Genomic DNA, 15,550 nt, shown 5'->3' with positions numbered 1-15,550 from the left:
CCCCCCTGAGTCGGGGAAGTGATCGGTTGGGGAGGCGAAGATGTGCCTGGCCATCCTGTGCCTATTAACAAAGAAGGGAATGCGTGCATGCACATGCAACGAGATAATGAAGGGATAAGGCTCCCTAAGCTTTTAGGCTTGGCGGTTGCCGGAGCGACGCTCCTGGCGGGCATGGTCGTTTTGCCAGCCACCCAGGCTTCTGCCGATGAAAACTATGGATTCACTAGTGAAGATAACTTTGTGCCCGGTGCCCTGGACGCTACCAAGGTGCCTCAGTTAACGGTCACCAAGTATCTGTCTCTGGCTGATGGGTATGCGCCCACCGGCTCAGCTAAAGATGCCGACACGTTGAACGGCAACCATGATCTCACTCCTGCCCAGGGCATCCTGTTTAATGTTAAAGAGGTTGTGCCGAAATCAGGTAAGAACCTAGCTGATATCGATGCAAACGACCCAAACACTTGGGATGCCAAGTACACCGATTCCAGCAAGAATTTTGCCGGTATCACCGATGGTCATGGTGTCATTAGTACGTGGTACCAAAGCGATGAGAACGGGAAGCCGACTGCGACGGAAGCAGCTTTCCCGGCAGGTCCCAACCATTACTATGTTCTGATCGAGAATACCGCTAATTCACCAGCTTTCGATACCAATAACAAGCATGGGATTGATCAGAACAAGTACAAGACTGCTGCAAACTCTTTCTTTGGTCTGCCCTATGCAACTAATGGATCGGATTCAAACCAGACTCGTGGTTTTATCTACCACCTTCACCTGTATCCAAAGAATGTCAATACGCAATCTTTCGCTAAGACTGTGCAAAGCATAAAGGGCGCTGACGGCAACGTTAAGACTCAAACAACGGCGGTTGCCGGTGATACGATTACTTACAAGCTGTCTCAGAAGCTCTACAAAGATGCCACTCCCAAGAAGAATGATGGTAAGCTCGACGTCTCGGAGCTGAAGGGTGAGGGCAAGGATGTACGGCTCGCCGATCGTATGTCAAGCTCGCTGAAGGGTGATCCAAACACCGTCAAGGCTGTTATTCGGCCTAGTGCCGGAAAGGCGGTGGATTTAGCCGTTGGTGATGATTTCACTAAGAATGTCACTGCTACTAATGAGAATCCCGCTCGTCTGAACGATCCTACACAGAAGATGTTTGCGGATGCTCCCACGAGTGACGTGACTTACTGGTATTTTGACTTCTTTACCGCTTCCGGTGCTGCGAAAGCTCAGGGTATCGGAACATCGGTTATGGAGCTGGAGGTCACCTATGATGCATTGGTGACTGGCAACGGTGATTCCACAGGTACCGGTGGTGTGGTTAACGATGCCGCATCAGACTACAGCGAGAACACGAACAGCGATGGTACGCCGAAGGATCCTGAACAAGATCATACAAATGTGACTAATGCTGTAATCGCTTTTGGTTCTGTTCAGAATAAGAAGACCAATTATGCAGCATTGCCGGGCACTGAGTATCGTCTGGTTCAGAACGCTGATTCTATCGACAAGTATCTGGCTTCGGATGGTAAGTTCTATGCTGAAGGTGACGCTCCAGCAGGTGTCCAGGTTTACAAGGCTACGGCTAATAAGAAAGGTCTGGTATCCTTTGCGGCCCTGCCCATCTTTGGAACTGGGGCAGGAAGAGCAGCTGATAAGACTGTACAGAGTGTAAACTGGATGTTGGTTGAGACCAAGACTCCGACGGATTGGCGCAATCCTGGTATCCCCTTCGAAAAGATTACTTATGGGGATACAGGTTTAACTGAGGCTCAGATTGTTGAGAAGTATGGTCGTAATGCAACTCTTACGCCAGATTATCAGCAGTTGAACTTTGGTAAGTTCGAAGCTCCTGTGGGTGAAATGCCGGAAGGCAACAAGATGGTATTCAACCACGATGCTGTCGTCAGGTATTTGGCTCACTATAAGACAACTGACAGCGATTCACCATTGGCCTTGCCTCTAACCGGTGGTCGTGGCATCCTGCTGCTGCTTGTTGTCGGCGCACTGATCATGGGTGGTGCTCTCTATGCCCGCAATCGGCGCAATAACGCCGCCCGGGCCTGATGATCACGGTCACATCAAGAATCATGTGAGGTGACCCGATGGCGGACGGTTCCTCCGTGGATCGTCCGCCATTTTCATACGGATCGTTGAGATATTCTTCGGTTCGCACATGTCGGGACACTGGTTCGGTTTCATTTGGATTAGCGAATCCGACGCAACCACGTCGTCGAAAGGCGGCCTTGGAAGGGAAGGTTTATGAAGGGAATTGCCTTGCCGAAATGCCTCACCCACCGGGTCTTGCCCTGTCTGATTGCGGTCTTGGCCTGCTTAGGCCTTTCCGTTTTCGATATGACGCCGGCGGCAGAGGCGGCGACGGTCAACCCGACCCTGACGGTGCAACTCAAGAGAGGACCTTCAGGTCAAGGAGATCAGAAAGACATCCTACCGAGTTCTCCTGTATCGGCTGGGGCTGGGTACGTCTTTCGTGCCCTAAGATTGGATGCAGGTACTCTGAAGAGCCGGGTGGAGGCATTAGACCATAATCCTGGCGCTGATAAGGCACAAGCGGCCATCAGTAATGAGGTGGCAGCCAACCCAGATGCTTTCAAGGACAAGACGCAACCCGCTGAATACTATGGTGTCTCTGATCAAGAAGGCACTATAACCAACTCATCAGAAGCCAAATCACAAGGTGTTTGGCTTACAGGAGCTCACCTCGATTTAGAGGCACCCAGCCTGACAGGCGGAAGTCCGGCTGTTTTTGATGGCGACTACTTCAACGCCTCATACTGGCTGGTCACTATGGTAGCCACACCCAACAATGCAAAGGTGAAAGCCGATCCTGTGGTCGTGCAGTTGCCGCTCTACCGTGAGCAGGGTGAGGTCCATCCGCTTTATGATGTGACTATAAGTCCCAAGCTTGTGGATGTACCTCAAGACGTGCCTCAGGATGTGTCTCAGGTCGTGCCAGTCGTGCGACCAGGATCAGGAAAGCTTGCAGCTACTGGTGTATCCATGGTAGCGCCTGTCATTTTGCTTACGATTCTGGTCATGATGGGTCTCTACTTGGCGGTAGTCGCGCGATCCTGGAACAGAGATGAGCGCTAGGCATACTCATAGCCATGTCGGTGTGATGCCATCAACTGGCGTCAAAGGCATCTGTGAAGGTGTATTAAGGCCGGCGGCATCGTACAGGTGCCGCCGGCCTTTGTATGCCAAGACGTATAACTGGACTATTTGAAGCGGAGCACAAGGAGGGCTATAGATGGACCAGGACACTGACCCAGCTACTATGACACCATCTCAAGCCACCGGCAACGATGATGTTGCGTATGCGTACATGACTGCTGGGCCATCCTCGTCGGAAAAGGCTACTGAGCAAGAGGAAATGCCGCCTGCCTATGCTCCTAGTTCCGATGTACCACCTTCTTATCCGCCTTCGGCTACACCTAAGGATCGCGGAGGCTCAGAATCGGATGATTCAGATTCAATAGAAGCTTCAGTGTCTGTTCCAGGCCAAGCTACAACGTCAGCTCCGATAATTGTAGTTTCAGGAAATCATTTCCAGGATAAAAGTCAACAAGGCAAAGCTGGTCAGGCAGCTGCGACTGCATCCAAGCAGGCCAAGAACGGTGGCAAGGCCAGCAAGTCGGGACGAGGGTTCGGGCTCCTAGAGACCTTGGCCTTCCTGATAGGCCTGGCAATTTTCCTCTATCCGCTGTTGTCAGCCTACGTGAACTATTCCAAGGATTCCGCCGCAGTGGACAACTACGATCAGATCGTGGATGCACTCTCGCCTGCACAGCGCAGAGCCATGTGGCGAGATGCCAAGAAGTACGATGAGGAATTGGGCAAGCCCACACTGAGGGACCCCTTCAAGTACAAGGAAGTCCAGGAACCACTGGGGCGCTACTACAAAATTCTCAATGTAGATGGCAAGGGCATGATGGCCTATGTGGAGATCCCCAAGATCCATGTCAAGCTGCCCGTCCGGCACGGTACCAGCGATGAGGTACTCAAGGACGGCACAGGGCATATCGCCACAACCCACGTGCCTACAGACAACCGGACTATTCACTCCGTCATCACCGGGCACACAGGCGAAGTCGGCTACATGCTTTTTGACAATCTGACCCAGCTGCGCAAGGGTGATGTCTTTCAGATTCGAGTACTCAAACGGCATATGAGCTACAAGGTGGACCAGATTAAGGTCATCTTGCCTACCGATGTCAGCGCACTGCAGCCAATCCAGAATTCCAACTATGTGACCCTGCTGACCTGCTATCCCTATGGAGTCAACTCCCACCGCCTGATTGTGCGTGGGCACTATATCGGCGATGACGTGCCACCCACCCAGCCTGAGGGGGCGCCCATTTACATGGTCTGGGTGCTTCTGGCCCTGTTTTTGATCTGTCTAGTGGGCTGGTACCTGCTCTCACGTCGCCGGCGCAACTGCCGTCACGAACTGGAGCAGATGGAGCATCTGGAGTCTCGGGCGACAGGACCGGGGACTATGGGCGAGCCGCTGGCCACAATCATGGTCAGCCATGACCAGGAGACCCGGTCAGAAGCCACTCGACGCCGCCGGTTGATCAGAACGCGGCGAATCTGCAGCGCCCTTATGTGGCTGTTGGCTGTACTCGGCCTCTTCTTCGCCTGGGGCACGGTCGGCATGATGATGAGGATCAGCTTGCTGCCCGTATTCGATCTTGGCTACCGCTGGTTCGATACCCACGTGTTGTACTTCTTCGGCATCAGCGAATTCTAAGCCCGTGCACAAGGGAGCGGGTTTGACCACATGCGCCTGTTCTGTGGTAACCGGGCTTTTGTCTGGCTCTAGAATGGAGCGAGTATGGCCCGGCAGACTGCTGGGCTGCATCCTGGGAAGGTGTGGACCATGACAGCAGTTCCTGACATCTTATTGTCTGACGGCAATCGCATTCCGCAGGTTGGCCTGGGTGTGCTCAGGATCGACGATGATCAAACCGCTGGAGTAGTGCGTTCTGCCCTGGAACTGGGTTATCGCCACATCGATACGGCGGCGGGCTACCGTAATGAAGGAGGTGTGGGCCGTGGCCTCAAGGCCTTCGGTTGCCAGGATGGTTCTAAGCGTGCCAACCTTTGGCTGACCACCAAACTGCGTGACTCCGAGCAGGGGTATGACAGCGTTCTGCGGGCCTTCGACCGCCAGTTGGCCCTGCTGGGCACTGACTATGTAGACATGTATATGATCCATTGGCCCACTCCATTCGATTGGCGGGCCGACCAGGTTTGGCGAGCATTCCATCGGTTGCGCGATGAGGGGGTGGTGAAAACCCTTGGGGTCTGCAACTTCCTGCCAGAACATCTGGAACGGCTGCACCGGGAGACGGGGGAATACCCTGTAGTGGATCAGATAGAGCTGCACCCCAGCTGGCAGCAGCGCACGGTGACAGCTTTCTGCAAGGAGCATGGCATAGCCGTCGAGGCATACTCGCCATTGGCACGTGGCGCAGACCTGACAGCCGGTGGCGGAAGGCTGGAGCAAATCGCCCAGGCCCACAGGGTAACGCCGGCCCAGGTAGTGTTGCGCTGGCACATTGAAAACGGGACCATCATCATCCCCAAGTCTGTCCACCGGGAAAGGCAGGCGGAGAACCTGGACCTGTTCGGTTTCACACTGACCGCTGAGGAGCATGCCGCCATCGATGCCATGGACTCCCCGGTGCGCGCAGGACACGATCCGATGACCTATGCCTACGCCTGACCGCTATGATGGATGATTCATGCATGCAGTCGACATAGGAGGTATCGGCGGTAGATGACCGGTCCGAGACGCAGAAGATATCGGTATCGCGGCCGCAGCCGGTATGGTTCGGCATGGAGGAATCCCGCCCCGGCCCGCTTCCGTCGCGAATCGCTCACGGAACGGGTGCTGATCCTTCTGGTAGTGGCTGTGGTCCTGGGCATCACCATCGGCCTGATATTGCCAAGGGTCAATGGTGGAGTCGGACGGCTGACCGGCCGATACACGGCGACCGGCGATGCGGCTCAGACCCTGCAGAATCTGACGGTGGATGATCACGCACGCCCCGGCCGCCAGTACCGGCGCGATGCTTTCGGCTTCAAAGAGACCGATGAGGACGGCAACGGCTGCAATGTGCGCGAGGATGTGCTGACCCGTGACCTGACCGACCTGCGAACCACTACCCCCGGCGGGTGCAAGGTGGCCAGTGGCCGTCTGCAGGACCCATATACCGGACGGACCATCGAATTCGTCAGAGGCCCCAAGACCAGCTCGGCCGTACAGATTGACCATGTGGTCGCCCTGGAGAATGCCTGGCGGTCAGGAGCCAGCGAGTGGGACACGGCCCGTCGCTACCGCTTTGGCAACGACCCCTACAATCTTCTCGCCGTGGACGGCCCCGCCAACCAGGCCAAGGGGAGTGCCTCGGCTGACTACTGGCTGCCCGAGAACAAGGACTATCAGTGCTCCTATGTGGCCCGTCAGATAGGAGTCAAGGACAAGTACTCCCTGAGCGTCACCAGTTCGGAAAAGCAGGCCATGCTGGCCGTTCTGCATACCTGCCCAGGCCAGCCCCTTCCACAGGATCGCTGATTGCGAGCCTACAGGAGATCGACGCTTCCGTCGAAAGCGTTGACTGACAACTGACATCCTTCAATTGATGTCTTGTATTTACCGGTCTGTCGATCCTGCACCTTGCGATGAATCCGGTCAAATCCAGCAGGTACCGGAGAAAGACTCTCCGGTGATCATCAGTCCTGGGTCTTGGAGTCTGCAGTGGAGGCGGTGACGGCAGGCGCGTCGGTGTGGATGATGTGCATGTGGCGCAGAAGCATGCGGGTCATCTGGCGGCCGGAGCCAGCGCCGTTTCCGCGAACGCCGAAGTAGACCAGCAGGACCATGCCCAGGCAGATCAGTGCCGAAATGCGCAGGGCCCACTGCACGCCGAAGATGTTAGCTGCGATCTGGGTGGAGTGGCCTCCGCCCAAGGCGTTGTGGCGCAGGGCGGTGATGGACTCCATGAGGATGACCAGGATGGGTGCGCCGACAGCGCCGGCGATCTGCCGGGCCGTGTTGGTGACGGCAGAACCGGCGGAAACATCCTTGGGAGCCAGGTTGTTCAGGGACCAGGTGGTCAAGGGCATCAGTGTGAAGCCCATGCCGATCTGGCGGATGAACTGACAGATGGAGACCAGGCCGATCCAGGTGTTGGCACCGATCATGCTCATGGCGATGGTGCCCAGCAGCAGGACCGAGCAGCCGGTCATGGCTACAGGACGGGCTCCCCAGCGGTCCAGCAGCCTGCCTCCGAAGAACTGGGCGATGGCGGTGCCGATGGCTCCTGGCAGCATGACCAGGCCGCTCATGGTGGCCGAGAAGCCGCGATCCGTCTGGATGTACATGGGCAGGATGACGGTGACCGAGCTGAAGGCGAAGAAGGACATGGAGGCGATGATGGTGCCCACAGTGAAGTTCCTGATCCGCAGCACATGCAGGTCCAGCAGGGGCTTGTCATGGTGAAGCTGGCGAAGAACGAACCAGATGATCCCGATCAGTCCGACCAGCATGAATGGCCAGGTCATGATGGAGGTGATGGGGAAGTTCTCGATGTTGGTGAAGCCGAACATGAGCCCGCCGAACCCGAAGATGGACAGGGCCACCGAAAAGAAGTCCGCCTTGACACTGGTGTCGCGTTGGCCGAAGTTGCGCAGGCCGAAGATGGACAGGAGCAGCGCCACAGCCCCGCAGATGCTCAGCGTCAGGAAGATGGAACGCCAGCCGTTGGCGTCGGTCTGCCAGCCGCCCAGGGTGGGGCCGATGGCCGGGGCCACACTCATGGCCAGACCTACGGTGCCCATGGCCATGCCGCGCTTGGCAAGAGGGTATATGGAGAAGACGGTGATTTGCAGGACGGGCCACATGGTTCCCGTGCCTATGGCCTCGAGGATGCGGCCCAGCAGGACCAGGGCGAAGGTCTGCGACTGCCAGCTCAACAGAGAACCCAGGGTGAAGACGGCCATGGAGGTGATGACGATCTGCCTGGTGGAGAAACGCTTGGTCAGAAAGCCGGTCAGCGGCACCATGACGCCCATGACCAGCTGGAATACCGAGGTCAGCCACTGGCCGGTGGTCAGGGTGATGTGGAACTCGTCCACTATGGTGGGCAGGGCCGAAGCCAGCTGTAGCTGGGTGAAGTTGCCCAGGAAAGTGATGACGGTCAGGATGGCCAGCGACAGGAAGGCTTCATGGGTGAGCTTTCCGTTGACGAAGGCTCCATCCTTGCTGAGGGTCCGCCCTTGCTTGGCGAGCTCCTGCTTCCTCATGCAACCACCACTTCCTCTGAGTTCGGTTTTCGCTGCGCATACCACTCCCTGCGGTGCCGTCCTAGAAAGCAAATCAGGGCATACCGATACCGGTGACACTAAGAAAAGAACAAGAGAGCTAAGCGTCTGACAATGACCTTATAATATACCCGGCTGTGGATTGTGATCGGGTTTTTCCACATGGCTGACGCGGATGTGAGGAGCTTGTCCGGCGGTCAGCGTTTCCAGTATGCTGTGTGAGGCGGGCTTCGCTAATGTGAATACGGGAAGGTCCAACACGGGCTGATAAGGACGGACGTTTGAAATGAAACGGCGGTCAAGGTAGGTAGCATGCACGCACATGGTCATGGTCGTGGAAGATTCACGGCCCTCCTCATGTCCCTGGCAATGATGATTTCCCTGGCGGCCTGCGGAGACAATGTCCCCGCCGATGGCGGCGGAACAGGCAATACTGCAGATCAGGCCCTATTCCAGGGCGAGTTCGCCGGATCTGGCGCATCCTCCCAGCAGAGCGCCGACGAGGCCTGGATAGCCGGTTTTCGCAAGCAGCATCCAGGGGCGCGAATCTCCTATGATCCGGCAGGTTCTGGTGCTGGAGTCAATGCTTTCCTGTCTGGTTCGACCATCTGGGCCGGCACCGATGCGCCGCTGACCGCCGACCAGCTTGAGCGCTCGCGCAAAGTCTGCGGTTCCGGTACAGCCTTTGACTTGCCTGTCTATGCCACTCCGATTGCTGTGGCCTACAATCTGCCTGATCTGTGGCCCAAGGGTTCAAGCGGCCATCTGCGGATGGACCCGGCTCTGATCGCCATGATCTTCTCCGGAAAGGTCACCAACTGGCGGGATTCGCGCATCGCAGCCCTCAATCCGGAAGCCGATCTGCCCGACCTGGACATCACCGTGATTCATCGTTCGGACAAGTCGGGCACCACGAAAAGTTTCCTCTCCTATCTGCACGACACGGCCGGATCCGCCTGGCCTTATCCAGTGGGCGAAAATTGGCCCAATGACCTGGGGCAGGGCGCCAAGGGCACTGCCGGAGTGGTCATGACCATGAACCAGGCGACGGGCACCTTCGGCTATGCGGACGCGGCCCAGACCACTGGGCTGGGCACCGTGGCCGTCCAGGTGGGGAAGACCTGGCAGCCGCCTACAGCCAAGAACGTGGCCAACCTGCTGGATGCGGCCCAGCGGGATCCACAGGCCAGTCAGCCTGGCCGGGTGGTTCTGACTGTGGATCACCGCACCAGCCGGGAGCACACCTATCCCATCGTCCTGGTCTCCTACGACGTGGTCTGCACCGCCTACCGAGATGATCGGGACGGATCCAAGGCCCGGTTCGCCAAGGCCTGGCTGACCTATCTGCTGAGCGAGCAGGGCCAACGCATGGCTGCAGCCAACGCGGGCAGCGCCGAGTTGGGGGAGGGGCTGCGTAGCCAGGCCATGGCTTCGGTGGAGACCATCGGAGGGAAGTCATGAGTGACAAATCGGACCAGACCGCCACTCTGAACAAGGCCAAGCGGGTGGATCGGATCTTCAAGGCCTGCGCCACTGGTGCGGGCATTCTGATCTTGTTGGCCCTGGCTGCGGTCACCCTCTTTCTGATCCTGCGGGCCTTTCCGGCTTTCACCGGGGACCCGGATTCCCGAACCCAGGCCATCCTCTCCCTGAGCGGCGGACGGGCGAGCAACTTCCTGGGCTACGTGGGACCGCTGGTTTTCGGCACCATTCTGATTGCCGGCCTGGCCCTGCTCTTGGCCTTCCCCGTATCCCTGGGCATCGCCCTCTTCATTGGCTACTATGCCCCCGCCCGCCTGTCCACGCTGCTCAGCACGGTAATCGACCTGCTGGCTGCCGTGCCCTCGGTGATCTACGGCCTCTGGGGGGCTCTGGTCCTGGTTCCCAACATCACCGGCTTCTGGCGCTGGCTGTCTGTTCATTTGGGCTGGATTCCGCTCTTTTCCGGACCCGTTGCAGCCCCGGCCCGATCCGTGGCCACGGTGGCCCTGGTGTTGGCGGTCATGATTCTGCCAATCATCACCTCGGTCACCCGTGACATCCTGATCCAGGCCCCTCGATTGCAGCAGGAGGCCGCCTTGGCTCTGGGCGCCACCAAGTGGGAGATGATTCGGCTTGCGGTTCTGCCCTTCGGCCGCTCGGGCATTATCTCGGCCTCCATGCTGGGGCTGGGGCGCGCCCTGGGCGAGACCATGGCGGTGCTGATGATCCTCTCGCCAGGCTTCAGCTACTCCCTGCGGTTGCTGCAGGCTTCAAAAAGCCAAACAATCGCCGCCAACATCGCCGCCCAGTTCCCCGAGGCGGACTCCCAGGGCGTGGCCCTCCTGGTGGCCACCGGTCTGGTCCTCTTCATCATCACTTTTATTGTCAACTATCTGGCGCGCAGGATCACAGCAAAGGCGGGTGCATGATGGCAAGCCGAACTGATCGCGGTCCAGTTATCGATTTCGATCGCTTCAGACCAACCAGATCTTCCATCCGGGCGCGCAAGCGCAAGGACCTGCTGATGACCGTCCTGATCGGGCTCTCCTTCCTGGTCGCCCTGATCCCGCTGGTCTCGGTGCTCTGGGTCAGCCTGTCCAAGGGGGTGCAGCGGCTGACACCGGACTTCCTCACTCACAACATGAGCGGAGTGGTAGGGGGCAACCCCACACCGACCGGAGGCTACGGCGGCATCCTGCATGCGGTAATCGGAACCCTGGAGATCACCTTTGGATCCATGGTCATATCCATTCCGTTGGGTGTCATGTGCGCGGTCTACCTGGTCGAGTACGCCCATGGAGGCCGCCTGGCCAAGGCCATCAGTCTCATGGTGGACGTTATGAGCGGGATCCCCTCCATCGTGGCCGGCCTCTTCGCATTCTCCATGTTCGCCTTGGTGGTCGGACCGGGCACCGTCAACGGTCTGGCCGGTTCGGTGGCCCTCTCCCTGCTCATGCTGCCCACGGTGGTCAAGACCTCCGAGGATATGTTGGCCGTGGTTCCCAACGACCTACGAGAGGCGGCCTATGCCCTGGGGGTGACCAAGCAACGGACCATCACCAGCATCGTTCTGCGCACGGCCCTGCCTGGCATCGTCTCGGGCACCATCCTGGCTGTGGCACGGGTGATCGGGGAGACGGCACCCCTGCTGATAGCCTCGGGCTTCATCGCAACGACCAACCCCAACCTCTTCTCGGGGAGGATGACCACCCTGCCGGTCTTCGTCTACAACGAGTATTCCCAAGGGCTGGCCGTCTGCGGGCCAGGTGCTGACCCGGGGTGCCTGACAGACATCCACATGCAGCGGGCCTGGGCTGCGGCCCTGGTGCTGATCCTTATCGTCCTGCTGCTCAACCTGCTGGGACGGCTGGTCTCGCGCATCTTTGCAGTTGGGCGGACCCGTTGATCGCCGCCATGAGAGAAACGGAGGCCGGAACATGGGCCAACGCATAGACATCAACCACCTCAACGTCTACTACGGCGACTTCCTGGCCGTCCAGGACGTGAACATGCGCATCCAGGCCAACAAGGTCACCGCCTTCATCGGCCCTTCCGGTTGTGGCAAGTCCACGGTCCTACGCACCCTGGATCGCATGCACGAGATCACTCCGGGGGCGCATGTGAGCGGGCAGGTGCTCTTGGAGGGGCGTGACCTTTACGGGCCGGATGTGGATCCGGTCGAGGTGCGACGGGACGTGGGCATGGTCTTCCAGAGGGCCAACCCCTTCCCGACCATGTCCATCCGGGAGAACGTCCTGGCTGGCATACGACTGAACAAGAAGCATATCGCCAAGTCGGACGCCGACGATCTGGTGGAGTGGGCCCTGCGCGGAGCCAACCTTTGGAATGAGGTCAAGGATCGCTTGGACAAGCCGGGCATTGGGCTCTCAGGCGGTCAGCAGCAGCGGCTCTGCATTGCCCGTGCCGTGGCCGTGCACCCCCAGGTCCTGCTCATGGACGAACCCTGCTCGGCGCTGGACCCCATTTCCACCCTGGCTGTGGAGGATCTGATCAACGAGCTTAAGCGGGACTACACCATCGTCATCGTCACCCATAACATGCAGCAGGCCGCCAGGGTATCGGACTATACAGCGTTCTTCAATCTCAAGGCCGTGGGTCAGCCTGGCCACCTGGTGGAGATGGACGACACCACCACCATCTTCTCCAATCCGCATGAGCAGGACACTGAGCGCTACATCTCCGGCCGCTTCGGCTGAGACGGAACCGGTCTGCGCACCCGTCCGTCAGGTATCATGGTTCCGGTATCCGCGGAAGGAGTGACGGCATGGGAGTACTGCTGGAACCGGCCACCCTCTTGGGCATCATCCTGGTGGGTTACCTGTTCAAGCGCCTTGGCCTCTTCCGTCCCTTGGACTACCGGGTACTGCAGACCATTGTGTTCGACCTGGTACTGCCCGGAGCCATAATTTATTCCTTCGCCACCAACCCCCACGATCCCAGCATGCTTTTGGTCTCGGCCTTTGCTTTTGTGGCCTCGCTGATTCCGCCCCTGGCAATTTTCCTGACCAGCAGGCATCGTCCCACGGCTCAGCGGGCTTTTCTTATGCTCAACGGATCGGGTTTCAACATCGGATGTTTTTGCTTCCCCATGCTCCAGTCGCTGCTTGGCACGGCGGCCCTGGTGCCCGCAGCCATGTTCGACATCGGCAACTCGGTCATGGTCTCCGCAGGAACCAATGTCATGACCCAGGGGCTCCTGCATATTCGACCGGGCCAGTCCTTGGATCCTGACGCGGGGGAGCCGGTCAGGTTGGATGACCCCGATGCCCGCAAACTCCATCGCAAGGCCACAGCCATCTCCATAACCAAGGGCTTTCTGAGCTCGCCCTCCTTCGACACCTACATGGTCATGGTGGTCTTCATGCTGACCGGGGCCTCACTGCCCGGATGGTCAGCACAGATAACCAGACCCTTTTCAGTGGCCAATGCCTTCTGCTCCATGCTTATGGTCGGCATGCTCATGGAGTTGCCCGGCGGTCATGATGATGTCAAGGCCGTACTGCAGATTCTGGCCTGGCGACTGCCTTTCGGCATCCTGTTCGCCGCAGCAGCCTGGTATCTGCTGCCCTTCGGGCCTCTGGTCCGTCAGGCGGTTGCCCTGTGCTGCCTGGCTCCGACGGCGGTTTTCGCCACCATGTTCACCGACAAGGTTCTCGGCAACGCCCGTCTGGCGGGATTTACCCTGGCCCTGACTGCGCTGATTGGCGCCGTGCTCATGGTTTTGACGCACCTGCTGCTCGGCAGCCTCTGAGGATTCAGTCCTTCTTACTGTCTTTGTCCTGGTCGTTGCGCTCCTGCTCCTGGCGCAGGGTGCGGCCCTCGCGGGTGCGCTGCTTGTTTACTGTGGCTGCTGCAATACGCTCAGCAGCGCGTTCATCCTGTCCACGCTCGACTTCGCTGTCATGGACGTGCTGATACTGCTTCTGATCGTCCTGGTCCCAATGATTGTTCCTGGCCATGTACCCCTCCTCGAAAACGCCCTGTCCTTGAACTCATCCCCATGTGGGACGGCTTCAGGGCCGTGCCGGTATGCCGATTATAGGTGAGCGGAAAGTTCTGCAGCGGTATTGGAGCTCAATAGGGGAACTTGTAACAGAAAAAGCCGAGAGCTCGTGATATTCTTCTCTTGTCTCATCGCCAAATAAGACAATAAGGAATCGAATATGCATAAGCTATTTCGGCTTTCGGATAATAATACCACAGTCTCTACGGAAGTGGTAGCAGGCATCACCACCTTCTTCGCCATGGCCTACATCATCGTGGTCAATCCCTCGGTGCTTTCCACGGCGGGCATGCCCTGGGGTGCCGTCTTTCTCGCCACTTTGATTGCTGCGATCATCGGTACCCTGATCATGGGGCTGGTGGCCAACGTGCCCTACGGCGTGGCGCCAGGAGTCGGGCTGAATGCCTTCTTCACCTTCACCGTGGTCAAGGGATTGGGCTTCACCTGGCAACAGACCATGTGCATGGTCTTCCTGTGCGGCCTGATCAACATCCTGGTCACAGCCACCAAGCTGCGCAAGATGATCATTCAGGCAATTCCGCCCCTGCTCCAGCATGCCATCGGCGGCGGCATCGGCGTCTTCATCGCCTATGTGGGTCTGCTCAATGTGGGCATCATCAAGTTCGCTCCCGACAAGACCTCGGCGGCTGGTGCCAACCCTGGGCTGACAACCTTCAACACCCCCGGTGTCATCCTCTTCGTCATCGGTCTGTTACTGACCATCTTCCTCTTGATCTTCAAGTTCAAGGGCCACTTGGCTTTCATCAACAAGGGAGCCTTCGTCATAGCCATCATCGTGGTTACGTTGCTGGGTATCCCCATGGGGGTCACCAACATGGCCAAGTCGGTCGATCTGGGCCAGGCCTGGTCGCAGCTTCCGCAGACTTTCCTGGCCATTTTCACTCAGGATGGGTTCCCTGCCCTCTTCTCCGATCCGGCCAAGCTGCCAGTGGTTCTGGTGACCATCTTCGCCTTCTCCCTGTCGGACACCTTCGACACCATCGGCACCTTTGTGGGCACCGGCCGGCGTTCAGGCATCTTCTCCGCCGAGGATGAGCAGGCTCTGGAGAACGGCCGCGGCTTCAGTTCCAAGATGGACAAGGCCCTGTTCGCCGACGCTACGGCAACCTCCATCGGAGCGCTCTTCGGCACTTCCAACACCACTACTTATGTGGAATCCGCAGCGGGCATCGCAGCTGGTGGCCGGACTGGTCTGACCTCGGTGGTCATCGCCATATGCTTCGCGCTTAGCGCCGTCTTCGCTCCGTTGATCTCCGCTGTGCCCTCGGCGGCCACTGCGCCTGTTTTGGTCATTGTGGGCTGCATGATGATGAGCTCCTTCGCCGAGATTGAGTGGGGCGAGCTGTCTGAGGCCATTCCGGCCTTCTTCACGGCTATCTTCATGGGCTTTGCCTACTCGATCTCCTACGGTGTGGCCGCCGGCTTCATCACCTACAGCCTGACCATGGTCTGCAAGCGCAAGGGCAAGGAGGTCCACCCCATCATCTGGGGGGTTTCGGCTCTCTTCATTCTGGACTTCGTGCTTCAGGCTGTGCTTTAGCAGGATTCGGCAAACACAAGCCATCCACAAGCAGCATACGTCTGGATTATTGCTCAGCTGTGCCGGTAATAGTCACGCTGTTGTCAGATTGATCTGACTGTTTGAGGGTGTGTATAGAGCAAATCAGG

General features: G+C 58.3%; 13 protein-coding genes. 11 read left to right on the top strand and 2 right to left on the bottom strand.

All coding sequences use genetic code 11. The features are described from left to right. Positions 1-87 precede the first annotated feature (87 nt). The 5 genes from ACUIAF_RS04585 to ACUIAF_RS04565 all read left to right on the top strand — a co-directional run bounded on the left by ACUIAF_RS04585 (position 88) and on the right by ACUIAF_RS04565 (position 6,607). Positions 88-2,070: a pilin N-terminal domain-containing protein gene (locus ACUIAF_RS04585; RefSeq protein WP_445337874.1), complete on the top strand. Its 1,983-nt coding sequence runs from the start codon at positions 88-90 to the stop codon at positions 2,068-2,070. Between the two features lie 195 nt (positions 2,071-2,265). Further along, positions 2,266-3,117 (top strand): hypothetical protein, encoded by an 852-nt coding sequence (locus ACUIAF_RS04580; protein ID WP_445337872.1) that lies wholly within the window; start codon positions 2,266-2,268, stop codon positions 3,115-3,117. A 394-nt stretch (positions 3,118-3,511) separates the two neighbouring features. Next, entirely contained in the window at positions 3,512-4,777 is a 1,266-nt protein-coding gene (locus ACUIAF_RS04575; protein ID WP_445337870.1) for a class C sortase, read from the top strand. A gap of 129 nt (positions 4,778-4,906) precedes the next feature. Beyond that, positions 4,907-5,755, top strand: coding sequence for an aldo/keto reductase (locus ACUIAF_RS04570; protein ID WP_445337868.1), 849 nt, complete (start codon positions 4,907-4,909; stop codon positions 5,753-5,755). A 54-nt stretch (positions 5,756-5,809) separates the two neighbouring features. Next, the gene (locus tag ACUIAF_RS04565; RefSeq protein ID WP_232348486.1) at positions 5,810-6,607 is read left to right on the top strand and encodes an HNH endonuclease family protein; all 798 of its coding nucleotides are present in this window, start codon (positions 5,810-5,812) and stop codon (positions 6,605-6,607) included. A 158-nt stretch (positions 6,608-6,765) separates the two neighbouring features. Here the strand turns inward: ACUIAF_RS04565 and ACUIAF_RS04560 are convergent, their stop codons facing one another. Then, complete coding sequence (locus ACUIAF_RS04560) at positions 6,766-8,337, bottom strand: MDR family MFS transporter (protein WP_015021407.1); 1,572 nt, start codon at positions 8,335-8,337, stop codon at positions 6,766-6,768. A 330-nt stretch (positions 8,338-8,667) separates the two neighbouring features. On the opposite strand from ACUIAF_RS04560, the gene ACUIAF_RS04555 reads away from it, so the two are divergent. The 5 genes from ACUIAF_RS04555 to ACUIAF_RS04535 all read left to right on the top strand — a co-directional run bounded on the left by ACUIAF_RS04555 (position 8,668) and on the right by ACUIAF_RS04535 (position 13,609). Then, positions 8,668-9,816: a phosphate ABC transporter substrate-binding protein PstS gene (locus tag ACUIAF_RS04555; RefSeq protein WP_445337865.1), complete on the top strand. Its 1,149-nt coding sequence runs from the start codon at positions 8,668-8,670 to the stop codon at positions 9,814-9,816. Beyond that, positions 9,813-10,766, top strand: a complete 954-nt coding sequence (gene pstC, locus ACUIAF_RS04550) for a phosphate ABC transporter permease subunit PstC (protein WP_015021409.1) — start codon at positions 9,813-9,815, stop codon at positions 10,764-10,766. The genes ACUIAF_RS04555 and pstC overlap by 4 nt, the downstream gene beginning before the upstream one ends. Continuing rightward, positions 10,763-11,743: a phosphate ABC transporter permease PstA gene (pstA, locus tag ACUIAF_RS04545; protein WP_445337864.1), complete on the top strand. Its 981-nt coding sequence runs from the start codon at positions 10,763-10,765 to the stop codon at positions 11,741-11,743. Before pstC ends, pstA begins: the two co-directional genes overlap by 4 nt. 31 nt (positions 11,744-11,774) lie before the next feature. Beyond that, on the top strand, positions 11,775-12,554 hold the full coding sequence (gene pstB, locus ACUIAF_RS04540) for a phosphate ABC transporter ATP-binding protein PstB (protein ID WP_015021411.1): 780 nt from the start codon (positions 11,775-11,777) through the stop codon (positions 12,552-12,554). A 68-nt stretch (positions 12,555-12,622) separates the two neighbouring features. Next, the gene (locus tag ACUIAF_RS04535) at positions 12,623-13,609 is read left to right on the top strand and encodes an AEC family transporter (protein ID WP_015021412.1); all 987 of its coding nucleotides are present in this window, start codon (positions 12,623-12,625) and stop codon (positions 13,607-13,609) included. A gap of 4 nt (positions 13,610-13,613) precedes the next feature. Here ACUIAF_RS04535 and ACUIAF_RS04530 read toward each other — a convergent pair whose 3' ends face one another. Beyond that, the gene (locus tag ACUIAF_RS04530) at positions 13,614-13,817 is read right to left on the bottom strand and encodes a hypothetical protein (RefSeq protein WP_445337861.1); all 204 of its coding nucleotides are present in this window, start codon (positions 13,815-13,817) and stop codon (positions 13,614-13,616) included. Between the two features lie 204 nt (positions 13,818-14,021). Between ACUIAF_RS04530 and ACUIAF_RS04525 the strand changes: the two genes are divergently transcribed. Beyond that, positions 14,022-15,422, top strand: a complete 1,401-nt coding sequence (locus ACUIAF_RS04525) for an NCS2 family permease (RefSeq protein ID WP_198203683.1) — start codon at positions 14,022-14,024, stop codon at positions 15,420-15,422. Positions 15,423-15,550 lie beyond the last annotated feature (128 nt).

It is taken from the genome of Bifidobacterium sp. ESL0822, assembly GCF_052606675.1.
This window is presented reverse-complemented; position numbering and strand designations above follow the sequence as displayed.